Genomic DNA, 22823 nt, shown 5'->3' with positions numbered 1-22823 from the left:
CGGGCCGTGCGCGCCGGGGGCGCCGCGGCCCCGCAGGGCACAATCCAAGGCATTATCCCGCCGCGCCCGTTGCCCCGACATGCCCTCTGCCCGCACCGCGATACCCGATGTCTCCGTCGTCGTGCCAATCTACAACGAGGTCGACAACCTGCCCGACCTGGTGGAGCGCATCGCGCAGGCCATGGCGGCGCAGCCCCTCAGCTTTGAGCTGCTGGCGGTGGACGATGGGTCGACCGACGGCAGCCGCGCCCGCCTGCGCGAGCTGGCCGCCACGCGCCCGTGGCTGCGGCCGGTGCTGCTGGCGCGCAACTACGGCCAGTCCAGCGCGCTGCAGGCCGGCTTTGACCGCGTGCGCGGGCGCTACGTGGTCACGCTGGACGCCGACCTGCAGAACGAGCCGGGCGACATCCCCCTGCTGCTGCAGCGGCTGGAGACCGACCCCGACGTCGACATGGTCAGCGGCTGGCGCAAGGACCGGCAGGACGCCGAGATTTCGCGCAAGCTGCCTTCGCGCATTGCCAACAAACTGATCTCCAACGCCACCGGCGTGCACCTGCACGACTACGGCTGCGCGCTGAAGGCGTATCGCCGCCCCATCATCGACCGCATCCGCCTGTATGGCGAGCTACATCGCTTCATCCCCTCGCTGGCCAAGGAAGCGGGCGCGCGCATCACCGAAGTGCCGGTGCGCCACCACGCGCGCACCCGCGGCGTCAGCAAGTACGGTATCGACCGCACCTTTCGCGTCATTCTCGACCTGATCCTGATCGTGTTTTTCATGCGCTACCGCCAGCGCCCGCTGCACGCCTTTGGCGGGCTGGGGCTGTGGCTGGCGGCGCCGGGCGGGCTGATCCTGCTGTGGCTGCTCATCGTCAAGCTGCTGGGGCAAGACATCGGCGGGCGGCCGCTGCTGCTGGTGGGGGTGATGCTGGTGCTGATGGGCGCGCAGATGATCGTGGCCGGGCTGATCGGCGAGTTGCTGACCCGCATCTACCACGAGGCCGGCGGCGCGGCGCAGTTCCATGCCGAGGAATATGTGCCGGATGAGGGGTCAAAAGTGGCCCCAGCGCCCGCCTCAACAGCGCAGGCGGCTACTAAAACAATAGCGTGAAACGCGCACGCCAGGCCCTGCTGCGCGCCCTGCTGGGCGGGGCGCTGCTGGCCGGCGTGATCGCCCTGGCCGACCCGGCGCGCGTGCTGGCGCAGTTGCGGCAGGCGCACCCCGGCTGGCTGGCGGCGGGGCTGGCGGCGGCCATCGCGTCCAACGTCGTGTCGGCCCTGCGCTGGCGCGCGCTGGCGCGCTGGCTGGGCGCCGAGGTCAGCGCGCGCGACGCCATGCGCTGGTACTTCCAGGCCATCGGCCTCAACGCCTTGCTGCCGGGCGCCGTGGTGGGCGGCGACGTCTACCGCGCCGTGGTGCTGCGGCGGGCGGGTCAGGACACGGCGGCGTCCAGCTGGTCGGTGCTGCTGGACCGGCTGAGCGGCCTGTGGATGTTGTGCGCCATCGGCGGGCTGGGCGCCGCGCTGTGCGCCAGCGTGCTGGCGCCATGGCTACGGCTGCCGGTGGGCGTGTTCACTGCGCTGATGCTGGGCGGCACGCTGCTGTGGCTGGCCCTGCCGTGGGCGCTGCCGCGGCTGCTGCGGCGCGGCGGAACAGGCTGGCTGGCGCCGCTGGCCGCTGCCGCCGCGCGGCCGGACTTCGGCGCGCAGCTGCGCTGGCAGGCGCTGGCTTCGGCGGCCGTGCAGGTGCTGTCGGCCGCGGCGCTGGCCGCGGGCGGGCTGGCGCTGGGCGTGCACCTGTCGCCCGTGGCGTGGGCGTGGGCCATGGCGCCGGTGTTTTTGATGGCGGCGCTGCCCGTCAGCGTGGGCGGCTGGGGCACGCGCGAAGCCGCCGCCGTGGCCGCGCTGGCGCCTTTCGGCGTGGCGGCGCCGGCCGCCGTGGGCGTGGGCGTCATCTACGGGCTGTACCAGCTGGCGCAGGGCGCGCTGGGGGCGATGGCGTTCGGGCTGCCGCGCAGAGAGGTGGAACCTTGAGCCTTGGGCGTCCCAGCCGATTGCTCATTAATTGATAGCGATGCGCGCTTGTTTTGCAAGCGATTCACAGGAGCATTGGTTGAAGACGCCAGTGGCACAGCGCAAGCAGCTATCATTTTGATAATCAATGTCCTGTCGGAGCCCACCCATGCCCCTGTTCGTCGACACCTCGCCGCCCGGCCAGTGCATCTTCTGCAGGCTGGTGGCGGGCGACATCCCTTCGGCCCGCGTGGCCGAGGACGCGCTGACCCTCGCCTTCATGGACCTCGGTCAGGTCACGCCCGGCCACGTGCTGGTGGCCAGCAAGCGGCACGCCGCCACGCTGTTCGACCTGACGCCCGAAGAAGCCGGCGCCGTGATGCAGATGGCGCAGCGCGTCGCCCAGGCCATCGGCCGCGCGTTCGACCCACCCGGCGTGATGCTGCTGCAAGCCAACGGCACCGTCGCCGGCCAGACCGTGGGCCACTTCCACATCCACGTCGTGCCGCGCCACGAAGGCGACGGCATCGACTTCACCTGGCCGCGCCAGGAGCCCGGGCCGGCCGTGCTGGACGACTATGCCGGGCGTTTGCGGGCGGCGTGGGATTCGGGGGCGTGATGCAGCGTGTGCGCGGGTGCCGTGCGGCACCACGCGGGCACAAGGGCCCGCTGAGCGCGTGCGCTTTGGCGAGCGCACGCAGCGGTGACTTCGGGTGAATGCCTCGGTTTTCAATGGGGGAAGCGGGGCTGGCCCCGCTCAGCAATCAACCCCCCACAGCCCCGCCACGACCAGAGCTTTCAGCCCCGGTTGCCCGGGGCGCTGCTGCGCCATGCCATCATGACCATCAGCAACGCCAGCGCGCCCAGCGCCATTTCGCTCAGCGTCGGCACCGCCGTCGGCGTTGCCGACGCGGACGGGTCGACGTGGGTGCAGCCCACCGTCAAGGTGCCATAGCCATCAGATTGGTCGATGATGCCCACCAGCCCGATCTGGCCTGTGGTGGTCGGCGCATAGGTCAGCGTGCTGCCCAGCAACCCGCCGGTGGCCACGGTGGTGGTGGGTGGCAGTTGGCTTGGGTCGTCCTGCAGCGCGGGGTCGAACGTCGCCAGAGACCATTCGATGAATGTGGCTGTGGGCGTGTCACCGCCTTCCACAAGGCCTGGTGTCAGCGTGAAGGTGAACAGGTCGCCCGGCGCCGTGATGAGACGAGCATCCATGCCCAGGGTGACAGAGCCGCCCGTGCTGGAGACCAGGGTGTTCGAGGGCCCGAACGGCGCCGGCTGGCCAGCCATGATGTCGTTGTACTGGGCGCACGTATAAAACCGGGTGGTGGGCGGGTCTGGCTGCGCTATCACCCCGGTGGACCACCCCAAACCCAGCGCCCCGATCAGCAGCGCGCCTGCCCATCTGCGCGCAGCACGCCAGTGATTGCCTTTGCCCATGCCGACCCCTTTTGAACTGCCATCAAGGATATGGTCATGCAACCATAAGTAGTATGAATTATGTCAAATTCATGACCGGCTTTTCAGGTGTGGGGGGGCTGCATCAGCGCGGGCAAGCGTCAGGTACTTCGCCGCCCGCGAAGCTGCAAAAGGTGGCGGCGCGCCCCATGGCGCGCGCCAGGTTGCTTCAAAAACAGTAGCTGCTTGCGCTTGTCCGTCCAGCGCAGCAGCCCGTTTTGACCTATTTTTCGGCGGCGTCGGTGCCCGCCGGCTTCAACACCCCGCGGCGCATCTGGTCCAGCTCCATGGTCTCGAACAGCGCCTTGAAGTTGCCTTCGCCAAAGCCTTCGTTGCCCTTGCGCTGGATGAACTCGAAGAAGATGGGGCCGAGCTGGTTTTCGCTGAAGATCTGCAGCAGCAACTCGCCCGGCGCGCCGTCAACCAGGATGTTGCGCGACTGCAGCTCGCCAATCGGCTCCTGCAGGCCGGGGATGCGCTTGGGCAGCAGCTCGTAATAGGTCTCGCTGGTGTTCAGCAGCTTGACGCCCGCCATCTGCAACTGGTCCACCGTGTCGTACAGGTTGCGGGTGGCCAGCGCGATGTGCTGCACGCCCTCGCCGGCGTAGCTGTCCAGGTATTCCTGGATCTGGCCCTTCTGGTCGTTGCCCTCTTCGTTGATGGGGATGCGGATCTTGCCGCAGGGGCTGGTCATGGCCTTGCTCTTGACGCCGGTAGCCTGGCCCTCGATGTCGAAGTAGCGCACTTCGCGGAAGTTGAACAGCCGCTCGTAGAACTCGGCCCATTCGGCCATGCGGCCCTTGTGCACGTTGTGCGTCAGGTGGTCGATCACGGTCATGCCATAGCCTTCGGGGCTGATGGCGCCGGCGCCGCGCACGCCGGGCAGCGGCTCGAAGTCGACATCGTAGAAGCCGATGTTGCCGATGTCGCCCTCCTGGGCGCCGTCCTTGCCGCGCCAGCGGTCGATCAGGTAGATGATGGAGTCGCCAATGCCCTTGATGGCGGGGATGTTCAGCTCGCCCGCGCCGGCCTGGCCCGCATACGCCCAGGCGCCCAGGCTCAGCGCGCGCTCGTAGGCGGCCTTGGCGTCCTGCACACGAAAGGCAATCGCGCAGATGCTGGGGCCGTGCAGTTTGGCAAAGCGCTGGGCAAAGCTGTCGGGCTCGGCGTTGATGATGAAGTTGATCTCGCCCTGGCGGTACAGCGTCACGTTCTTGCGGCGGTGCCTGGCCACGGCGGCAAAGCCCATGCGCTCGAACAGCGCGCCCATGGCGGCGGGGTCGGGTGCGGCGTATTCAATGAACTCGAAGCCGTCGGTGCCCATGGGGTTGTCCCAGGTCGCGGCGGTGGCGGCGGTGGCGGGCATGGCGTTGTCTCCTCTGTTGTGGGTGGCGCGAGGCCGAAACCTGACACTGTAGGGCGCTTTGGGCGATGTTTCACGGCGTCTTGCCGGCGCAAAGCGCCATCTTGCGCATATTTCATTGGCTAAATCATGGAAATGCACAAAATTTGTGTGCAACGTCTGCAGGGTGCGCCTGCTATGCTGCGCCACCATGACCCAAGCCCTGCTTGATCGCCTGGACCGCGCCATCCTGGCCTGCCTGCAGGCCGACGCGCGTGAGACGCACGAGGCCATCGGCGCGCGCATCGGCCTGTCGGCCAGCGCCGTGTTGCGGCGCATCAAAAAACTGGAAGAAGCGGGCGTTGTGGACCGCTATGTGGCCCTGTTGAACCCGCGTGCCGTGGGGCTGGGATTGACGGCCTATGTCAACGTTCGGCTGGAAAAGCGCGCCGAGCACGCCAAGCGCAACCCGATGGACGAATTTCGCGCCAGCGTGCAGACCTGGCCCGAGGTGGTGGACTGTGTGGCGCTGACCGGCGAAATGGATTTTTTGTTGCGTCTGGTGGTGCACGACATGAGTGCGTACTCACGTTTCATGATGGACACCCTGCTGCGCCACCCTTCGGTGCAGGACTGCAAGAGCAGCTTTGTCATCGACGCGGTGAAGACCACCACGGCGCTGCCGGTTTGACCGTGTTTTTGGCCCTGTGCGCTTATAGATAGGGCGCTTTCAGCTACTGATTAAGTAGCAATTCGCCGAAGCATGTGCTGGCACCGCTGTGCGCGCCGGGCAACGCCCCTTCCGGGCCCGGCGTGAAGTAATGCGTAGGATGATGCCGCAATGCAGCATTTTTGAGCCGATTGGAGTTTTCTCTCTAGGCAGGCGGCCCTACTATGGATGTATGGAAACGCCCACTCAAACCCCCACGGCAGGCCCGTCGGCCTCGCGTCGGCCGGTGCGTTCGCCCCGGCATGTCGCCCTGGTGCCGATCCGCGAGATCGGCGCCCGCTACCGCGAGCAGATCGCGCGCCACCTGATCGCGCTGGACGAGCACGACCGCTACCTGCGCTTTGGCTACGCCGCCAACGACCGCCAGATCCGCCAGTACGTCGACCGGCTCGACTTCTCGCGCGACCAGGTGTTCGGCATCTTCAACCGCAAGCTGGAACTGATCGCCATGGCCCATCTGGCCTACCCGGTGGACATGACGCAGGCCGGCTTTGCCGAATTCGGCGTCTCGGTGTCGCGCCATGCGCGCGGCCGCGGCTACGGCGCGCGCCTGTTCGAGCGCGCCGCCATGCACGCCGTCAACGATGGCGTGAAGACGCTGTACATCCACGCCCTGAGCGAAAACACCGCCATGCTGCGCATTGCGCGCAATGCCGGCGCGGTGATCGAGCGATCGGGCAGCGAGAGCGAGGCTCACCTGAGCCTGCCGGAAGCCAGCTTTTCGACCCGCGTGGGCGAATTGCTGGCCGACCAGGTCGGCCACGTCGACTACTGGCTGAAGACCGAGGCCAGCGCGGTGCGCGAACTGCTGGCCACCGCGCAGGAAGTGCGCGAAGCGGTGCGCGAAGGCCGCCGCCGCACGGGCAACTGAGCGCCTGACTTTGACGGACACGTCATCGCCCGCGGCGCCGTCCGACGCGGGCCGGTGTACGGTTGGGCTATCCTTGCCGCCTGACACAACTACCGCACGTCCTGCACCCCAGATCGTGGCTGACCCCCACCCCGCGCGCTCCGGCGAGCGCCCTGCCGAGCGCGAAGACAAGCGCAGCCTGTTCCAGAAGCTGGTCGAGTTCATCAAGCCCGGCCCCGATTCGACCGACGAGTTGATCGAAACCCTGGCCGAGGCCGAGGACAACGAGGTCATCGACGCCGAAAGCCGCGTCATGCTGGAAGGCGTGCTGCGCCTGGCCGACATGACCGCGGGCGACGCCATGGTGGCGGCCCCGCGCATGGACCTGCTGGACATCGACGCGCCCTACGAGCAGATGCTGCTGGAGGTGATCCGCACCGCGCATTCGCGCTTTCCGGTCTACCAGGGCGAGCGCGAGAACATCATCGGCATCCTGCTGGCCAAGGACCTGCTCAAGCTGCAGCGCGCGCCGCAGCTCAACATCCGCACGCTGCTGCGCCCGCCCATGTTCGTGCCCGAAAGCAAGGGCTTGAGCGACCTGCTGCGCTCGTTTCGCGTCAACCGCAACCACCTTGCCATGGTGGTGGACGAATTCGGCCGCACGGCAGGCCTCATCACCATCGAGGACGTGCTGGAGCAGATCGTCGGCGAGATCGAGGACGAATTCGACATCGACGAAGGCGACGAGGGCGACATCTTTGCCCTGGCCGACAACACCTGGCGCGTGGCGGGCGACACGCCGCTGGAGCGCGTCAACGAATCCTTCGGCGTGGTGCTGGGCGCCAACCCCGACGGCGACCTGGACGTCGATTTCGACACCATCGGCGGCCTGATCGCCCACGAAATGGGCCACGTGCCCAAGCGCGGCGAGCGCTTCAGCCTGGGCGGGCTGGACTTTCACGTGCTGCACACCAAGGGCGGCGCGGTGCGCTGGTTCAAGGTGTCGCGCAGCGCGGACGCCGCGCTCTGACGGCGCGCCGCTGTTTTGCCCATGCCCGATCGATGCGCCTGACCCGCTGGCTGGCCTCTGCGCCCGCCGCCGTGTTGGCGGGGCTGGCGCAGGCATGCGCCATCGCCGACCCGTGGACCGGGCAGCCGCACGGCTGGCTGCAGGTGCTGAGCCTGTCGTGGCTGGCGTGGCGGCTGGTGCAGGTGGGTGCTGATTCGGGCGCGGCGTGGCGGCGCGCGCTGCTGCCGTCGTGGCTGTTTGCGCTGGCGTGGCTGGCGGGCACGTTCTGGTGGCTGTTCATCTCGATGCACACCTACGGCGGGCTGAACGCGGCGCTGGCCGCGGCGGCGGTGCTGGCGCTGGCGGGGTTTCTGGCGCTGTACTACGCGCTGGCGGGCGCGGCCTTCGTCGCCTTGTCGCAGGGGCTGGCCGCGCGGCCGGTGGGGTCGGCGCTGGGCTTTGCCGCGTGCTGGACGCTGGCCGAGCTGGCGCGCGGGCAGTGGCTGACGGGCTTTCCGTGGGGTGCGGGCGGCTACGCGCACGTCGACGGCGTGCTGGCCTTTCTGGCGCGCTACGTGGGCGTGTACGGCATCGGCTTCGTGGCGGCGGCGCTGGCGGCGCTGATTGCCCTGGCGCCGCAGGTGCGCTGGCGCCGGCCGCGCACGTGGGTTGCCATGCTGGTGGTGCTGGGCGTGGGCGGGGCGCTGTGGGGCTGGCGTTTTTGCGACGTCAACCTGTGCCACACGCCGCCGTCGGGCCACCGGCCACTGGTGACGCAGGTCGCGCTGATGCAGGGCAACATCCCGCAAGACGAGAAGTTCGTGCCCGGCACCGGCGTGGTCGATTCGCTCACCTGGTACGGCGAGCAGTTGCAGGCCAACCGCGCGCCGCTGATCGTCGGCCCCGAAACCGCCATCCCGCTGCTGCCGCGCCAGCTGCCCGAAGGCTACTGGCAGGCACTGACCGAACGCTTTGCCCAGCCCGGCCAGGCGGCGCTGCTGGGCGTGCCGCTGGGCGACATGGAGACGGGCTACACCAATTCGGTGGTCGGGCTGAAGCCGGGGCAGGCCGTGCCCTACCGCTACGACAAGCACCACCTGGTGCCGTTTGGCGAATTCATCCCGCCGCTGTTCAAGTGGTTCGTGCGCATGATGAACATTCCGCTGGGCGACTTCGCGCGCGGCGGGCTGGGCCAGCCGTCGTTTGAATGGCAGGGCCAGCGCCTGGCGCCCAACGTCTGCTACGAAGACTTGTTTGGCGAAGAACTGGCGGCGCGCTTTGCCGACCCGGCCAGCGCGCCCACGGCCTTCGTCAACGTCAGCAACATCGCCTGGTTTGGCGACAGCGTCGCGATCGACCAGCATCTGGCCATCAGCCGCATGCGCGCGCTGGAGTTCGAGCGCCCCATGCTGCGCGCCACCAACACCGGCGCCACCGCCATCATCGACCACCGCGGTCAGGTGACGCACCTGCTGCCGCGCCTGACGCGCGGCGTGCTGCAGGGCCAGTTTGAGGGCCGCACGCACGTCACGCCGTTTGCGCGCTGGGCGGCGCTGGCGGGCTTGTGGCCGCTGTGGATCGCTTGCGTGCTGCTGTTGGGCGGCCTGCGGTTGCTCGCGCGCCGCCACTGACGCGGCCGCCAACGCGCCCCACGCGGCGGCCAATCCGGCGGTGCGGCAAAGGGCTTAAGGCACAATCGGCCCCATGGCCGAATCCTTTTCCTACGACCAACTCATTGCCTCGGGCGAAGGACGCCTGTTCGGCCCCGACGCGGGCCGCCTGCCGCTGCCGCCGATGCTGATGTTCGACCGCATCACGCACATCGACGGCGATGGCGGCGCCCACGGGCTGGGCCGCATCGAGGCCGAGCTGGACGTGAAGCCCGACCTGTGGTTCTTCGCCTGCCACTTCCAGGGCGACCCGGTGATGCCCGGCTGCCTGGGGCTGGACGCCATGTGGCAGCTGATCGGCTTTTACCTGACCTGGCTGCGCCTGCCCGGGCGCGGGCGCGCGCTGGGCGCGGGCGAGGTCAAGTTCACCGGCGAGGTCGGCCCCGACGTGAAGCGGGTGCGCTACGAAATCGACATCAAGCGCGTCATCAAGCGCAAGCTGAACATGGCCATCGGCGACGCGCGCCTGCTGGCCGACGGCAAGGAAATCTACGTGGCCAACGACCTGCGCGTGGGTCTGTTCCTGCGCGAAGGCGACGGCCAGGAAAGCGCAGCATGACCCGGCAACGTGTGGTGATCACCGGCGCGGGCATCGTCTCGTGCATCGGCAACGACCTGCAGACGGTGGAGCAGTCGCTGCGCGAAGGGCGCAGCGGCATTCGCGCCATCCCCGAATTCACGCAGCTGGGCCTGCGCAGCCAGGTCGGCGGCAAGCCCGACATCGACATCGAATCGCGCATCGACCGCAAGCAGCTGCGCTTCATGGGCGATGCGGCGGCCTACGCGCAGATCGCACTGGAAGACGCGATCCAGCAGTCGGGCCTGACGCCTGAACAGGTCAGCCACCCGCGCACCGGCCTCATCATGGGATCGGGCGGCGGCTCGCCGGCCAACCAGATCGAGGCCGCCGACACGCTGCGCGAAAAAGGCATCCGCCGCGTGGGACCCTACCAGGTCACGCGCTGCATGAGCAGCACCGTGTCGGCCTGCCTGGCCACCAACTTCAAGGTGCGCGGCATCAACTATTCGATCACCTCGGCGTGCAGCACGTCGGCGCACTGCATCGGCGCGGCGGCGCAGCAGATCGCCTGGGGCAACCAGGACGTGATGTTTGCCGGCGGCGGCGAGGAATTGAGCTGGGGCATGGCGCTGCTGTTCGACGGCATGGGCGCCATGTCGGCCAAGTACAACGAGACGCCCGAAAAAGCCTCGCGCGCCTACGACGCGAACCGCGACGGCTTTGTCATTGCCGGCGGCGGTGGCGCGGTGGTGCTTGAATCGCTGGCCCACGCGCAGGCGCGCGGTGCCACCATCCTGGCCGAGGTGGTCGGCTTTGGCGCCACCAGTGACGGCGAGGACATGGTCGCCCCCTCGGGCGACGGCGCCATCGCGTGCATGAAGCAGGCGCTGGAGGGCATCGACGGCGGCGTCGACTACATCAACACGCACGGCACCTCGACCCCCGTGGGCGACATGCAGGAAGTGCGCGCCATGCAGGCGCTGTTTGGCGACCGCGTGCCGCCGTTCTCGTCCACCAAGTCGCTCACCGGCCATTCGCTGGGCGCCACCGGCGTGCAGGAGGCGATCTACTGCCTCATCATGCTGCAAAAGGGCTTCATCGCCGGCTCGGTCAACGTCGACACGCCCGACCCGGCGCTGGGCGGCATGCCGCTGGTGACGCAGACGCGCGATGCCGAGCTGCGCACCGTGCTGTCCAACAGCTTCGGCTTTGGTGGTACCAACGCCAGCCTGGTGCTGCGCAGGCTTGACTCCTGAATTCATAGCTGCAACCGCTGATTGCGCGGGCGCTGCGTTCGAATTTGGTGGTGAATCTTTTTGAACGCAAAGAGCGCAAAGGTCTCGCAAAACCCGCAGAAGTCTTGCTGGAGATAGCTTCTGCGGCTTTTGCCATCTTCGCGCCTTTTGCGTTCTAGAAAACTTCTAAAACCATAGCGTCGTACGCTTGCCGCGCAAGGGCGACGCCGTTTTCAATCGCCTTTACCTGCACGTAAAATGGTCGGTTTCGTCCGCAGGCGCCGACATGCTCACCTTCCAGCAAATCATCCTCAAGCTCCAGCAGTACTGGGACGCGCAGGGCTGCGCGCTTCTGCAGCCGTACGACATGGAAGTGGGCGCCGGCACCTCGCACACCGCCACCTTCCTGCGCGCGATCGGCCCCGAGCCGTGGAAGGCCGCCTACGTGCAGCCCAGCCGCCGCCCGAAGGACGGCCGCTACGGCGAAAACCCCAACCGCCTGCAGCACTACTACCAGTACCAGGTGGTGCTGAAACCCGCGCCGGCCAACATCCTGGAGCTGTACCTGGGCTCGCTCGAAGCGCTGGGCTTCGATCTGAAGAAGAACGACATCCGCTTTGTCGAGGACGATTGGGAGAATCCCACGCTCGGCGCCTGGGGCCTGGGCTGGGAGGTGTGGCTAAACGGCATGGAAGTCACGCAGTTCACCTACTTCCAGCAGGTCGGCGGCATCGACTGCCGGCCCGCCACCGGCGAAATCACCTACGGCCTGGAGCGCCTGGCCATGTACCTGCAGGGCGTGGACAACGTCTACAACCTGACCTGGACCGAAGGGCTGACCTATGGCGACGTGTACCTGCAGAACGAGCAGGAGCAGAGCGCCTACAACTTCGAGCATTCGGACGCTGACTTCCTGTTCACCGCCTTCAACGCGCACGAAAAGCAGGCCAAGCACCTGATGGAGCAGCAACTGGCGCTGCCCGCCTACGAGCAGGTGCTGAAGGCCGCGCACACCTTCAACCTGCTGGACGCGCGCGGGTCCATCAGCGTGACCGAACGCGCCGCCTACATCGGCCGCATCCGCAACCTGGCGCGCGCCGTGGCGCAAAGCTATTACGAATCGCGCGAGCGCCTGGGCTTTCCGATGGCGCCGGCCGAATGGGTGGCGCAGATGGAGAAAAAAGCGGCCTGAGCGCATAATGTAGATACACGTATCTACATCAAGGATCACACCATGGGCGCGAACGACCTGACCAGGCTGGAGCTGAGCGTCGGCCGCTGGGGCAACAGCCTGGCGGTGCGCCTGCCGGCGGAATTGGCGCGCCGGCTGGGCGTGGAAGAAGGCAGCGCCTTGCAAGCGCGCGTGTCCGAGGCCGGGCGACTGGAACTGTCGCCAGCCGATGCCGGGCCGCCCGCGCCTACGCGCGAGCAGATGGTGGCCGAGCTGGAGGCGCTGCACCGCAACTTGCCGATGGGCCGTTCGGTGGTGCGCTTCATGCGCGATCAAGGCTATTGAAGAAGCCGTAGCGACCGTGGCCCACATTTACCTCGATACCAGCGTTTTGATGGCGCTGATTTGCCCAGAGCCGGAAACAGAATGCCTCCTGGGCTGGTATCGCACCGGTGCGCACCAACCACTCATCGTCACACCCTGGGTTCGTACCGAGTTGGCCAACGCCATTTCAATCAAGCAGCGCAGCCGCCAGTTGAACGCGCAGGAAGCCTCGGTGGCGCTGCACACCGGGCGCCGCCTGTTGTTGACTGCCTACGCCGAACCGCTGCTGACCGAAGACTTCGACCTGGCCGCCGATCTGTGCGCGCAGGCCGACAGCAAATTGCGCGGTCCCGATGCCTTGCATCTGGCCGCCGCGCGTCGCCTGGGTTGCACCGAAATCGCCACACTGGATGGGGTGATGCAGGATGCCGCACGCGGCCTGGGCGTTTACCCCGTGGATTTCGGATTCAAGATCGCATGACTACCCCCAACCTCCTTGTCGAACTCTTCGTCGAAGAACTGCCCCCCCAAAGCGCTGAAAAAGCTGGGCGAGGCCTTTGCCGCCACGCTGTTCGAGCAGCTCAAGGCCCAGGGCCTCACGGCCGCCGACTCGGTCGTTACGCCCTACGCCAGCCCGCGCCGGCTGGCCGCGCACATCACGCAGGTGGCGGCCAAGGCGGCCGACCGCACGGTGCAGCAGAAGCTGATGCCCGTGAGCGTGGCGTTGGACGCCGCCGGCCAGCCCACGCCCGCCTTGCTCAAGAAGCTGCAGGCTGTGGGGGCCGACCCGTCGGTGGTGCCGCAGCTTCAGCGCGCCCTGGACGGCAAGGCCGAGGCGCTGTTTCTCGACACGCTGATCACCGGCGCGACGCTGGACACCGGCCTGCAGAAAGCCTTGAACGAGGCGATCGGCAAGCTGCCCATCCCCAAGGTCATGACCTACCAGCTGCAGGAAGGCACGCCGCTGCCCGGCTGGGACAGCGTGCAGTTCGTGCGCCCGGCGCACGGGCTGGTGGCGCTGCACGGCAGCAGCGTGGTGCCGGTGACGGCGCTGGGCCTGCAGGCCGGCCGCGCCACGCACGGCCACCGCTTCGAGGCCGTGGCCGATCCCATCGCCATCGTCGACGCCGACCGCTACGCCGACACGCTGCGCGACAAAGGCGCTGTCATCGCCAGCTTCGACGAGCGGCGCGCCGCCATCGTTTCGCAGCTTGAAGCGGCGGCTGCGCGGGCTGGACAAGGGCTGCGCGCTATCGAAGATGAAGCGCTTCTGGACGAGGTCACAGCGCTGGTCGAGCGCCCCAACGTGCTGGTGTGCCAGTTCGAGCCCGAGTTTCTGGCCGTGCCGCAAGAGTGCCTGATCCTCACCATGAAGGCCAACCAGAAGTACTTTCCGCTGCTTGACGCGGCCGGCAAGCTGACCCACCAGTTCCTCATCGTCAGCAACATCAGCCCCAAGGACGCCAGCGCGGTCATCGAAGGCAACGAGCGCGTGGTGCGCCCGCGCCTGGCCGACGCCAAGTTCTTCTTCGACCAGGACCGCAAGAAGACGCTCGAATCGCGCGTGCCGCAACTGGCCAAGGTGGTCTATCACAACAAGCTGGGCACGCAAGGCGAGCGCACCGAGCGCGTGCGCGCCATCGCGCGCGCCATCGGCGAGCAGCTGAAAGACGCCCTGCTGGCCGACAAGGCCGACCAGGCGGCGGCGCTGGCCAAGGCCGACCTGCTGACCGACATGGTGGGCGAATTTCCCGAGCTGCAAGGCGTGATGGGCGGCTACTACGCGCGCCACGACGGCCTGACCGAAGACATCGCCTTCGCTATCGAAGACCACTACAAGCCGCGTTTTGCCGGCGACGAGCTGCCGCGTGGCCAGGTGGGCACGGTGGTGGCGCTGGCCGACAAGCTGGAAACGCTGGTCGGCATGTTCGGCATTGGCAACCTGCCGACGGGCGACAAGGACCCGTTTGCGCTGCGTCGCCACGCGCTGGGCGTGATCCGCATGCTGGTCGAAAAGAAGCTGCCGCTGAACCTGACCGAACTGCTCGGCTCGGCGGCGCAGCGTTTTGGTGCGCTGCTGCCCGACGCGGCCAAGAGCAACGAACAGTTGCTGACCTTCATCCACGAGCGCGTGGCCACCTACCTGCGCGACCAGGGCTACAGCGCGCAGGAAGCCGATGCCGTGATCGCCGCGCGCCCGATGTGGGGCGAGATGCCCAAGGCGCTCGACGCCGTGCGCGCCTTCGCCCGGCTGCCCGAAGCGCCCGCGCTGGCGGCGGCCAACAAGCGCATCGGCAACATCCTGAAAAAGGCCGAAGCCGAAGGCGCGGTGGATGCCCACGTCAACCCCGCCCTGCTGACCGACGGCGCCGAGCGCGCGCTGTACGACGCCATGCAGCAGACCGTGCCCGGCGCCAACGCGCAGTTCGACGCCGGTGACTACACCGCGTCGCTGCAGACGCTGAGCGCCCTGCGCGCGCCGGTCGACGCCTTCTTCGACGACGTCATGGTCAACGCCGAGCAGACCGACGTGCGGCTCAACCGCCTGGGCCTGCTGAAGACGCTGCACCAGGCGATGAACCGCGTGGCCGACCTGTCACGCCTCGCTGCATGACGCTCCCCCTGAGCCGCTTCGCGGCTTCCCCCCAGGGCGACGCCGCCCGTGGCCGGGCCAAGCCCGTTCCACGGCGGCCGCTGGGATGGCCTGCTGCGCGGCCGTGGGCGGCGCGCGGCGGCGCCATGGCCCCAAGAACATGAGCGCCAACGCCACCACCCGCAGCGCCTGGCTGCTGTTCGCGCCGCCGTTCGCCGTGACGGCGCTGCACGTCATGCTGACCACGCTGGCCGAGCGCTGGCCGTCCGCGCAGCCGCTGGTGGCGGCGCGCGTGGGCGGCGCAGGCGCGGCCGATGCCGATGCGGCTGTCCAGGCGCTGATCTGGCAGGCCAGCTGGCCGGTGCTGGCCGCGCTGGGGGTGGTGGTTGGCGGCGCCTTGCTGGCGCGGTGGCTGGTCCGGCGCCTGGGCTGGGCGCGCGTCAGGCCGTGGGCGGCGGCGCTGTGGATCGGCCTGTGGGCCGCGCTGGCCGTGGGCCTGCTGCTGCGCCATACCAACGGCGCGCTGCGCACGTCGCTGCCGCCGGTCAGCGCGCGCGTGCTGGAGGCGCGCCCCCAGCCCAGCAGCGAGCGCGGCCCGGGCGGCGCGCTGGCGCTGCTGCAACTGCAGGGCGACGACACGCCACGCCGCGTGCTGCTGGAAGGCGCCGACGCGCGGGCGCTGCCGCGCGGCCACGTGCTGACGCTGCAACGCGCGCGCGGGCGCCTGTGGGGCGAGGTGGTGACCGGCTCGGACGCGCCCGCCGCGCCGCGCGCCGACGCCGCGCCCGGCCCGGCGCCAGGCCGATAATGTCCGCATGAAACTCGTCATCGTCGACCGCGACGGCACACTCTGCGTCGAGCGCGAAGGCTACATCCAGTCGCCCGACGAGTGGGAGGCGCTGCCCGGCGCGCTGGACGCCATTGCCCGGCTCAACCACGCGGGCTACCACGTGGTGATCGCGGCCAACCTGCCGGGGCTGGGGCGCGGGCTGTTCGACACGGCCACGCTCAACGCCATCCACGCGCGAATGAACAAGCAGCTGGCCGCCGTCGGCGGGCGGGTCGAGGCGATCTTCTACTGTCCCCACACGCCCGACGACGGCTGCACCTGCCGCAAGCCGCTGCCCGGCCTGTTCCAGCAGATTGGCGAGCGCTACAAGGTCGATCTGCGCCAGGTGCATGCCGTGGGCGACAGCGTGCGCGACGCGCAGGCCGCGGCCGCCGCCGGCTGCATCCCGCACCTGGTGCGCACCGGCAAGGGTGCGCCACCGGTCGGCGCGCTGCCGCCCGACTACCCGCCCGGCACGCGCGTGCACGACGATCTGGCCGCCTTTGCCACCGCCTTCATCGCCGACGCCGAGGCCGCCGCGCAGCCGGCCGGCGGCCGCGCCGAACCCGACGCGGCGCTGCCAGCCGCGCCTTGACCACCCGCCTGAAGCTATAGAATATGTAGCTGTTGACGCTTGCCCCGCAGGCGCTCGAAGCCGAAACCACCATGAACCTGATTCGCTCGGTGCTGCACTTGCTGTGGATGGCCGTCACCGTCGTACCGTGGGCGCTGGCGGTGCTGATCGCCTCGCCCTTCGTCAGCAGCACGCGGCTGTACTGGATGTGCGCCGGCTGGCTGCGCTGCGCGGTGTGGGCGGGCGGCTGGATCCTGGGCATCCGCAACCGCGTCACCGGCATGGAAAACCTGCCCGTCGGCGAGAAGGCGCCGGCCGTGCTGCTGGTCAAGCACCAGTCCACGTGGGAAACGTTCAGCATGCCCGCGCTCATGCCGCACCCGCTGGCCTACGTCTTCAAGCGCGAGCTGCTCTACATCCCGTTCTTCGGCTGGGCCATGGCGCGGCTCGACATGATCCACATCGACCGCAGCAAGCGCAGCGAGGCCTTCGCCAAGGTCGTCAGCCAGGGCCGGCGCCTGCTGGCCGAGGGCGTGTGGATCATCATGTTCCCCGAAGGCACGCGCATCCCGCGCGGCGAAAAGGGCAAGTACCGCTCGGGCGGCACGCGGCTGGCCATCGAATGCGGCGCGCCGGTGATCCCCATCGCCGTCACCAGCGCCAAATGCTGGCCGCGCAAGGCGTTCGTCAAGCAGCCGGGCATCGTCGACATCTCCATCGGCCCGGCCATTCCCAGCGTGGGCCGCAAGCCGGATGAGCTGATGCGCGAAGTCGAAGCCTGGATCGAGGCCGAGATGCTGCGTCTGGACCCCGAGGCCTACCCCACCGGCGAGGCGCGGCTGTCGCGCCTGAAGCCCGGCGAGGACTGAGGCCGCGCATGGCCATGCGGCAGCTGGTGCTGGACCTGTTCGGCGTCGCGCCGGCCGCCCATCCCTCTGAAGAAAAAACGCCTCCAGCGCTTGCTGAACAAACGCAAGCAGCTACTCAATCAATAGCAAACGAGCCTGCGGTGCTGTTGAACGATGCGCTCGCGCCAGCCCATTTCGCCCACCCGCGCGCCAACCGCGCCATCCACTTCGCGCATGCGCGGGTGCACTACGAATTTCGGCGCGGCCAGCGGCGCACCATCGGTTTTACGGTCGGTGCCGAGGGCTTGAGCGTGCGTGCGCCACGCTGGACGCCGGTACACGAAGTCGAAGCCGCGCTGCGCGAAAAAGAGCGCTGGATCGTCGCCAAGCTGGGCGAGGCGCGCGAGCGGCATCAGCGCATCGAGTCCAACCGCATCGAATGGAAGCCCGGCGCCACGCTGCCTTTTCTGGGCCAGTCGGTGACCTTGGTGCTGGACCCGCGCCAGCGCCACGGCCGCGGCGGCGCGGTGCTGGTCGAATCCGATGCCGACGCGCCCGACGCGCCCGACGCGCCCGACGCGCCGCGGCTGGCCCTGCACGTCGGCCTGCCGCACACCGCCACGCCTGAGCAATGGCGCGATACCACGCAGGCCTGGCTGATGCGCCAGGCGCGCCGCGTGTTCACCGCGCGGCTGGACCACTTTGCGCCGCAACTGGGGGTGCGCTGGCAGCGCATGAGTCTGTCGTCGGCCGGCACGCGCTGGGGCAGCGCCAGCGCCGACGGCTCGATCCGCCTGAACTGGCGGCTGATCCACTTTCGTGAATCGGTGATCGACTATGTGGTGGTGCACGAGCTGGCCCACCTGCGCGAGATGAACCACAGCCCGCGCTTCTGGCAGCACGTGGAAAGCGTGCTGCCCGACTACGCCGAGCGGCGCGGCCAGTTGCGCGACGAAGCGGTGCCGCGTTGGTGAAGTGGCGCTACGGCGGCACTGAGTGCGTGCCGTTGGAGTTGTCATTCCCGCGAAGGCAGGAATCCATGCGTCCGTGATCAGATGCGCCCTGTCGTGAACGCCCTTGGATTCCCGCCTTTGCGGGAATGACGATGCGTGGCGAGGCGGATCGGCACGCAACGCACAGCTCGCGCAGCGATGCAACTTTACTCCTGGCTGGTTCCAAGGTGACAGGCCCCCGCGCGCCCTTCCATCAGAATCCCCGCATCGCCGCCGCGCGCGCATCCCCCCCACCTTGCCATGCCCACCACCGAACTGCTCGTCCATAAAAACCAGCTGGCCACCACGCGCGTGCGCGAAGTGCCCGACGCGCCGCTGGCACCCGGCCAGGTGCGCGTGCGCGTCGACCGCTTTGCGCTCACGGCCAACAACATCACCTACGCCGCCTTTGGCGACGCCATGCACTACTGGGACTTCTACCCCGTGCAGGGCGACGGTGCGGACTGGGGCACGGTGCCGGTGTGGGGCTTCGGCACGGTTGTGGAATCGGGCTGTGCCGACGTGCCGGTGGACGAGCGCCTGTACGGCTACTGGCCGATGGCCAGCCACGCCGTGCTCACGCCCACGCGCGTCATGCCCGCCGGCTGGACCGATGGCGCGGCGCACCGCGCACCGCTGCCCGCCGTCTACAACCAGTACGAGCGCACCGGCGCCGACCCGTTCTACCGCGCCGACACCGAAGACCTGCAGGCGCTGCTGCGCCCGCTGTTCGCCACGTCGTGGCTGATCGACGACTTCATGGCCGACAACGACTTTTTTGGCGCGCGCACGCTGCTGCTGTCCAGCGCGTCCAGCAAGACGGCGTATGCCACGGCGTGGTGCCTGTCGCAGCGCGCGGGCATCGAGGTCATCGGCCTCACCTCGGCGGCCAACGCGCCGTTCTGCCAGTCGCTCGGCAGCTACCACCGCGTGCTGACGTATGACGCGCTGGAATCGCTGGACCCCGCCACGCCCTGCGTCTACATCGACTTCGCCGGCAACGCCGCGCTGCGCCGGCGCGTGCATGAGCACTTTCAGGCGTTGCGCTACAGCTGCTCGGTGGGCGGCGCGCACGTCACCGAACTGGGCGGCGCCAAGGACTTGCCCGGCCCGCGCGCCACGCTGTTCTTTGCCCCGGCGCAGAGCAAGAAGCGGTCGACCGAATGGGGCCGCGCCGTGCTGGCCGAGCGCATGGTCGGCGCGTGGCAGGGCTTTCTGGCCGCGGCCCAAAGCCACGGCTGGGTGCAGCCGGCCCATGCCCAAGGCCCGGCCGCCGCGCAGGCCGCCTACGCGCAGGTGCTGGGCGGGCGCATGGACCCGCGCGTGGGGCAGATGGTGAGCCTGGCGGGCGATTGAGGGCGCAGCTCGCCTCAGCCGCGCGCCCAGGTCACGCCGCCGTCCACCACCAGCGTCGCGCCCGTCACGTAGTCGCCCGCGCGCGACGCCAGGTAGATGGCGGCGCCGGCCATGTCTTCCGGCGTGCCGATGCGGCCGGCCGGAATACGCTGCGCCACTTCGTCGGCGTGGTCGCGCGCGTCCTTGTTCATGGTCGAGGCAAAGGCGCCGGGCGCGATGGCGCTGACGGCGATGCGTTCGGGCGCCAGCTTGAGCGCCATGCGGCGCGTCAGGTGAATCAGGCCGGCTTTGCTGGCCTGGTACGAATAGGTTTCCTGCGGGTTGTTCGACACACCGTCGATCGACGCGATGTTGATCACCTTGGCCAGGTGGTCGGTGGCGGCGGCCTTGAGCAGAGGCGTCAGCGCCTGCGTCAGGAAGAAGGGCGTCTTCATGTTCAGGTCGACCACCTTGTCCCAGCCGCTTTCGGGGAACTCGTCGTACGCCGCGCCCCAGGCCGCACCGGCGTTGTTGACCAGGATGTCGAGCGACTTCTCATGCTGCTGGTACGCGGCCACCAGTTGCTGCACGCCTTCCAGCGTGGACACGTCGGCCGGCAGCGACACGCAGGGGCCGATGGCCAACAGTTCGCGCGCGGTCGCGTCGCAGGCGTCGGCCTTGCGCGCCGAGATGTAGACGCGCGCGCCGGCGCGCAGAAAGCCCTCGGCCATCATGCGGCCGATGCCGCGCGAGCCGCCGGTGATGAGGGCGCTGCGGCCCTGCAGGGAAAAGAGCTGGTCGATGTTCATGCGGCGGTCTCCTGTCGATGAGGGTGTGGAAAAAATTCTTGCCTAATATGCCGCTGGCGCTTGTCTGGCAAGCGCATAAAGCTATGTTTTTGATAGTTCATGCGCGATGGCGTCAAAGCCGCCCGCCGCCTCCGCGCTGCCGTCCAGGCAGGTGTCGCGCCAGCGGGCCAGCACATCCGGCGCCGCGCCATCGGCGCGCGCCAGCCATTCGCCCAGCAACACGCCGAACGCCCGCAGATCCAGCGCGCGCAAGGCGGCGTGCAGCGCGGGCTGCGCCGCGGGCAGGAACGAGGCCGCGCCAAAATCGCCCAGCAGCGCCGTGCGGCCGCCGTCCCACAGCAGGTTGTGCGCGTACAGGTCGCCATGCACCAGCCCGCGCGCGTGCAGTTGCGCCATCGCACCCGCCACGCGCTGCGCCAGCGCGGCGACGTCGCCCGCGCCCAGCCGCATCTGCGGCCAATACACGTCGCGCGTGCAGCTGTCGAAGCTGGGCGGCGCGGCCATGGGCGTGAAATGCGGTGGCACGCGGCCCAGCACCAGCGCGGGCGCGGCCTGGGGCGGCTGGCGCAGCGGGCCGTGCACGGGGATCAGCCCGTCGTGCCGGCCAGCGGCCAGGCTGGCGGCCATCTCACTGTGCGGCCAGCCGTCGCTGGTCACCTGGCCCTTGAAGCGCTTGAGGGCCACGGGCGTTTCGTCCGCATCGCCGCGACGCCAGCGCGCAGCGTGGATCACGCCCGACGCACCTTCGCCCAGGCGCTCGCCCATATCCAAGGCGTGCGCGTCGATGGCAGAGCTTTCGCTGCCCTGCAGCACCGCCGATTCGCGCGCCGCCGTCGCCGGGTTGCCTCCCCAGGCCAGCCAGGCCAGGCGCGGCAGGGCGGGCAGCCAGCCGGGCAGCCGGTCGAAGCGGTTGGCGGCGATGCGCAGCAGCTCCAGCGCGGGCGCGTCCTGCAGGCTGTCGGGCAGCATGGTCAGCCGGTTGCCGGCCAGCATCAGCTTCTGCAACTGCGGCCGCTGACCGATGGCCGCCGGCAGCGCGTCGATGGCGTTGTCGGTCAGGATCAGCCAGCGCAGGCGCGGCGGCAGGGCTTCGGCCGGCACGTCGGCAATCGCGTTGCTCTTGAAGCCCACCATCGCCAGCCGCGGGCAGGCGCCCAGCACGCGCGGCAGTGCGGTGAAGCGGTTGCTGGAGGCGAACAGGATGCGCAGGCGTTGGAAGCGTTGCAGGTCGTCGGGCAGCGCGTCGAGCTGGTTGCCCGAGACGTCGAGCAGCTCCAGTGTGTCGGCATGCTCGAACACCTCGGGCGGCAGTTGCGTCAAGCCCCGGCCGGTCAGCCGGATTTCGCGCGTGTCGAGGCTTTCGCCCACAGCCAGTCCCACTATCGTGCTATCAAAACAGGATTTCAACGCGCCGGCATGAAGCGCCAGATGCCATCGTCACCCCGCACGCGCTTCAGTTGTCCGGCATGCCACAGGCGGTGCAGGTGCGCCACCGCCTCGCCCAGCGCAAAGGTGGTCTGGTGCAGGTCGAGCGGGCGCTTGAACAGCACGGGCAGCACGTCGCAGGCGCTGACGGGTTGGTCGCGCGCCGCGTCCATCACCTCGGCCAGGCGGTCGCGGTGGTGGTCGTGCAACTGCTGGATGCGCGTGTGCAGGCCGGTGAAGGGCTTGCCGTGCGAAGGCAGCACCAGCGTGTCGGCCGGCAGCGGCAGAAAGCGGTCGATGGAATCGAGGAACAGCGTCAGCGCGTCGGCCTCGGGCTCCATCTCGTACACGCTGACGTTGGTCGAGATGCGCGGCAGCACCATGTCGCCGCTGATGAGGATGCCCGCCGCCTCGCAATACAGCGCCATGTGCTCCGGCGCGTGGCCGTAGCCGGCGATGCAGCGCCACGCCTGGCCGCCTATCGTCACGCTGCGGCCGTTCATCAGCCGCGCATAGCTGGGCGGCATGGCCGGCACCAGGCCGCGGTAATAGCTTTTGCGGTGGCGAATCTGGTCCAGGTCGCCCGCATCCGTCATGCCGTGGCTTTGAAAGTAGTCGGCCAGCCGGTCGCCGCCAAAGCTGTTGACCACCTGGCAGGCGTAGCGCGCGGCCTGGTAGTCGGTGGCGCTCATCCACAGCGGGGCGTTCCAGCGCTCGCACAGCCAGTGGGCCAGGCCCACGTGGTCGGGGTGCATGTGGGTGACGAGCACGCGCAGAATGGGCAGGCCGTCCAGCTCGGCGGCGAAGATGGCCTCCCAGTCGGCGCGCGACTGTGGGTGGTCGATGCAGGTGTCCACCACCGTCCAGCCGTCGCGGCCATCGATGCGGTCGCGCAGCAGCCACAGGTTGATGTGGTCCAGCGCAAACGGCAGCTGCATGCGCAGCCACTTCACGCCCGGCGCCAGCGTGATCGCGCCACCGCGCGGCGGCAGTTCATCGGCCAGCGGGTAGTGCAGGGCGCGTTCCAGTTCGGCGGCAATCGACATGGGCTTGTGCTTTGGCGGCGGTGCGGTAGGATGCTTGGCGATTGACG

At 68.9% G+C, this 22823-nt stretch carries 22 protein-coding genes and 1 pseudogene; 18 read left to right on the top strand and 5 right to left on the bottom strand.

Going from position 1 to position 22823, the window contains the following annotated elements; translation table 11 throughout:
- The first annotated feature begins 79 nt into the window (after window positions 1–79).
- From R0D99_RS17090 to R0D99_RS17080, 3 genes are all read left to right on the top strand, one after another.
- On the top strand, window positions 80–1111 hold the full coding sequence (locus tag R0D99_RS17090) for a glycosyltransferase family 2 protein (protein WP_317749361.1): 1032 nt from the start codon (window positions 80–82) through the stop codon (window positions 1109–1111).
- Window positions 1108–2034, top strand: coding sequence for a lysylphosphatidylglycerol synthase transmembrane domain-containing protein (locus R0D99_RS17085; protein WP_317749360.1), 927 nt, complete (start codon window positions 1108–1110; stop codon window positions 2032–2034). The genes R0D99_RS17090 and R0D99_RS17085 overlap by 4 nt, the downstream gene beginning before the upstream one ends.
- 148 nt (window positions 2035–2182) lie before the next feature.
- Window positions 2183–2632: an HIT family protein gene (locus R0D99_RS17080; RefSeq protein ID WP_317749359.1), complete on the top strand. Its 450-nt coding sequence runs from the start codon at window positions 2183–2185 to the stop codon at window positions 2630–2632.
- 179 nt (window positions 2633–2811) lie between these two features.
- On the opposite strand, the gene R0D99_RS17075 is transcribed toward R0D99_RS17080, so the two are convergent.
- Together R0D99_RS17075 and hppD are read right to left on the bottom strand one after the other, a co-directional pair.
- On the bottom strand, window positions 2812–3498 hold the full coding sequence (locus R0D99_RS17075; RefSeq protein WP_317749358.1) for an IPTL-CTERM sorting domain-containing protein: 687 nt from the start codon (window positions 3496–3498) through the stop codon (window positions 2812–2814).
- Window positions 3499–3697: 199 nt separating this feature from the next.
- Window positions 3698–4840 carry a 4-hydroxyphenylpyruvate dioxygenase gene (hppD, locus tag R0D99_RS17070; RefSeq protein WP_317749357.1) on the bottom strand — a complete coding sequence of 381 codons (1143 nt, stop codon included), beginning with the start codon at window positions 4838–4840 and terminating at the stop codon, window positions 3698–3700.
- Window positions 4841–5027: 187 nt separating this feature from the next.
- On the opposite strand from hppD, the gene R0D99_RS17065 reads away from it, so the two are divergent.
- The 15 genes and pseudogenes from R0D99_RS17065 (at window position 5028) to R0D99_RS16995 (ending at window position 19517) form a co-directional block, all read left to right on the top strand.
- Window positions 5028–5507 (top strand): Lrp/AsnC family transcriptional regulator, encoded by a 480-nt coding sequence (locus R0D99_RS17065; protein ID WP_317749356.1) that lies wholly within the window; start codon window positions 5028–5030, stop codon window positions 5505–5507.
- A 211-nt stretch (window positions 5508–5718) separates the two neighbouring features.
- Window positions 5719–6417 (top strand): GNAT family N-acetyltransferase, encoded by a 699-nt coding sequence (locus R0D99_RS17060; RefSeq protein WP_317749355.1) that lies wholly within the window; start codon window positions 5719–5721, stop codon window positions 6415–6417.
- Between the two features lie 115 nt (window positions 6418–6532).
- On the top strand, window positions 6533–7426 hold the full coding sequence (locus R0D99_RS17055) for an HlyC/CorC family transporter (protein ID WP_317749354.1): 894 nt from the start codon (window positions 6533–6535) through the stop codon (window positions 7424–7426).
- Between the two features lie 32 nt (window positions 7427–7458).
- Window positions 7459–9036 carry an apolipoprotein N-acyltransferase gene (gene lnt / locus R0D99_RS17050; RefSeq protein ID WP_317749353.1) on the top strand — a complete coding sequence of 526 codons (1578 nt, stop codon included), beginning with the start codon at window positions 7459–7461 and terminating at the stop codon, window positions 9034–9036.
- Window positions 9037–9109: 73 nt separating this feature from the next.
- A complete protein-coding gene (fabA, locus tag R0D99_RS17045) occupies window positions 9110–9634 on the top strand; it encodes a bifunctional 3-hydroxydecanoyl-ACP dehydratase/trans-2-decenoyl-ACP isomerase (RefSeq protein ID WP_317749352.1) in 525 nt (174 codons plus the stop codon).
- The gene (gene fabB, locus R0D99_RS17040; RefSeq protein ID WP_317749351.1) at window positions 9631–10851 is read left to right on the top strand and encodes a beta-ketoacyl-ACP synthase I; all 1221 of its coding nucleotides are present in this window, start codon (window positions 9631–9633) and stop codon (window positions 10849–10851) included. Before fabA ends, fabB begins: the two co-directional genes overlap by 4 nt.
- Before the next feature lie 265 nt (window positions 10852–11116).
- Window positions 11117–12022: a glycine--tRNA ligase subunit alpha gene (gene glyQ, locus R0D99_RS17035; protein WP_317749350.1), complete on the top strand. Its 906-nt coding sequence runs from the start codon at window positions 11117–11119 to the stop codon at window positions 12020–12022.
- A gap of 42 nt (window positions 12023–12064) precedes the next feature.
- Complete coding sequence (locus R0D99_RS17030) at window positions 12065–12346, top strand: AbrB/MazE/SpoVT family DNA-binding domain-containing protein (RefSeq protein ID WP_317749349.1); 282 nt, start codon at window positions 12065–12067, stop codon at window positions 12344–12346.
- Window positions 12347–12362: 16 nt separating this feature from the next.
- Entirely contained in the window at window positions 12363–12806 is a 444-nt protein-coding gene (locus R0D99_RS17025; RefSeq protein WP_317749348.1) for a type II toxin-antitoxin system VapC family toxin, read from the top strand.
- A pseudogene (gene glyS, locus R0D99_RS17020) lies at window positions 12803–14939 on the top strand (glycine--tRNA ligase subunit beta). Before R0D99_RS17025 ends, glyS begins: the two are co-directional and overlap by 4 nt.
- 139 nt (window positions 14940–15078) lie before the next feature.
- Window positions 15079–15726 (top strand): hypothetical protein, encoded by a 648-nt coding sequence (locus R0D99_RS17015; protein WP_317749347.1) that lies wholly within the window; start codon window positions 15079–15081, stop codon window positions 15724–15726.
- A 7-nt stretch (window positions 15727–15733) separates the two neighbouring features.
- A complete protein-coding gene (gmhB, locus tag R0D99_RS17010; protein ID WP_317749346.1) occupies window positions 15734–16342 on the top strand; it encodes a D-glycero-beta-D-manno-heptose 1,7-bisphosphate 7-phosphatase in 609 nt (202 codons plus the stop codon).
- Between the two features lie 71 nt (window positions 16343–16413).
- Window positions 16414–17190, top strand: a complete 777-nt coding sequence (locus R0D99_RS17005) for a lysophospholipid acyltransferase family protein (RefSeq protein ID WP_317751154.1) — start codon at window positions 16414–16416, stop codon at window positions 17188–17190.
- Between the two features lie 8 nt (window positions 17191–17198).
- Window positions 17199–18143: a SprT family zinc-dependent metalloprotease gene (locus R0D99_RS17000; protein ID WP_317749345.1), complete on the top strand. Its 945-nt coding sequence runs from the start codon at window positions 17199–17201 to the stop codon at window positions 18141–18143.
- 279 nt (window positions 18144–18422) lie between these two features.
- Window positions 18423–19517, top strand: coding sequence for a DUF2855 family protein (locus R0D99_RS16995; protein ID WP_317749344.1), 1095 nt, complete (start codon window positions 18423–18425; stop codon window positions 19515–19517).
- Between the two features lie 14 nt (window positions 19518–19531).
- Here R0D99_RS16995 and R0D99_RS16990 read toward each other — a convergent pair whose 3' ends face one another.
- The 3 genes from R0D99_RS16990 to R0D99_RS16980 form a co-directional block, all read right to left on the bottom strand.
- On the bottom strand, window positions 19532–20305 hold the full coding sequence (locus tag R0D99_RS16990; RefSeq protein ID WP_317749343.1) for an SDR family oxidoreductase: 774 nt from the start codon (window positions 20303–20305) through the stop codon (window positions 19532–19534).
- Between the two features lie 81 nt (window positions 20306–20386).
- The gene (locus tag R0D99_RS16985) at window positions 20387–21685 is read right to left on the bottom strand and encodes a protein kinase (protein WP_317749342.1); all 1299 of its coding nucleotides are present in this window, start codon (window positions 21683–21685) and stop codon (window positions 20387–20389) included.
- A gap of 23 nt (window positions 21686–21708) precedes the next feature.
- On the bottom strand, window positions 21709–22776 hold the full coding sequence (locus R0D99_RS16980) for an MBL fold metallo-hydrolase (RefSeq protein WP_317749341.1): 1068 nt from the start codon (window positions 22774–22776) through the stop codon (window positions 21709–21711).
- Between the last annotated feature and the right edge of the window lie 47 nt (window positions 22777–22823).

The organism is Ottowia sp. SB7-C50 (genome assembly GCF_033110285.1).
In the GTDB taxonomy this organism is placed as follows: Bacteria; Pseudomonadota; Gammaproteobacteria; order Burkholderiales; family Burkholderiaceae_C; genus Ottowia.
The sequence above is the reverse complement of the archived record's forward strand: the minus strand, read 5'-3'. Positions and strand labels throughout refer to the sequence as shown.

Bases quoted from the DNA above. Each gene is read 5' to 3' on its own strand.
- R0D99_RS17080 (WP_317749359.1), top strand. From the start codon at position 2,183: ATGCCCCTGTTCGTCGACACCTCGCCGCCCGGCCAGTGCATCTTCTGC.
- R0D99_RS17030 (WP_317749349.1), top strand. From the start codon at position 12,065: ATGGGCGCGAACGACCTGACCAGGCTGGAGCTGAGCGTCGGCCGCTGG.
- hppD (WP_317749357.1), bottom strand. From the start codon at position 4,840: ATGCCCGCCACCGCCGCCACCGCCGCGACCTGGGACAACCCCATGGGC.
- R0D99_RS16980 (WP_317749341.1), bottom strand. From the start codon at position 22,776: ATGTCGATTGCCGCCGAACTGGAACGCGCCCTGCACTACCCGCTGGCC.
- R0D99_RS17005 (WP_317751154.1), top strand. From the start codon at position 16,414: ATGAACCTGATTCGCTCGGTGCTGCACTTGCTGTGGATGGCCGTCACC.
- R0D99_RS16995 (WP_317749344.1), top strand. From the start codon at position 18,423: ATGCCCACCACCGAACTGCTCGTCCATAAAAACCAGCTGGCCACCACG.
- R0D99_RS17065 (WP_317749356.1), top strand. From the start codon at position 5,028: ATGACCCAAGCCCTGCTTGATCGCCTGGACCGCGCCATCCTGGCCTGC.
- R0D99_RS17060 (WP_317749355.1), top strand. From the start codon at position 5,719: ATGGAAACGCCCACTCAAACCCCCACGGCAGGCCCGTCGGCCTCGCGT.
- fabA (WP_317749352.1), top strand. From the start codon at position 9,110: ATGGCCGAATCCTTTTCCTACGACCAACTCATTGCCTCGGGCGAAGGA.
- glyQ (WP_317749350.1), top strand. From the start codon at position 11,117: ATGCTCACCTTCCAGCAAATCATCCTCAAGCTCCAGCAGTACTGGGAC.
- gmhB (WP_317749346.1), top strand. From the start codon at position 15,734: ATGAAACTCGTCATCGTCGACCGCGACGGCACACTCTGCGTCGAGCGC.
- R0D99_RS17015 (WP_317749347.1), top strand. From the start codon at position 15,079: ATGAGCGCCAACGCCACCACCCGCAGCGCCTGGCTGCTGTTCGCGCCG.
- R0D99_RS16990 (WP_317749343.1), bottom strand. From the start codon at position 20,305: ATGAACATCGACCAGCTCTTTTCCCTGCAGGGCCGCAGCGCCCTCATC.
- fabB (WP_317749351.1), top strand. From the start codon at position 9,631: ATGACCCGGCAACGTGTGGTGATCACCGGCGCGGGCATCGTCTCGTGC.
- lnt (WP_317749353.1), top strand. From the start codon at position 7,459: ATGCGCCTGACCCGCTGGCTGGCCTCTGCGCCCGCCGCCGTGTTGGCG.
- R0D99_RS17090 (WP_317749361.1), top strand. From the start codon at position 80: ATGCCCTCTGCCCGCACCGCGATACCCGATGTCTCCGTCGTCGTGCCA.
- R0D99_RS17000 (WP_317749345.1), top strand. From the start codon at position 17,199: ATGGCCATGCGGCAGCTGGTGCTGGACCTGTTCGGCGTCGCGCCGGCC.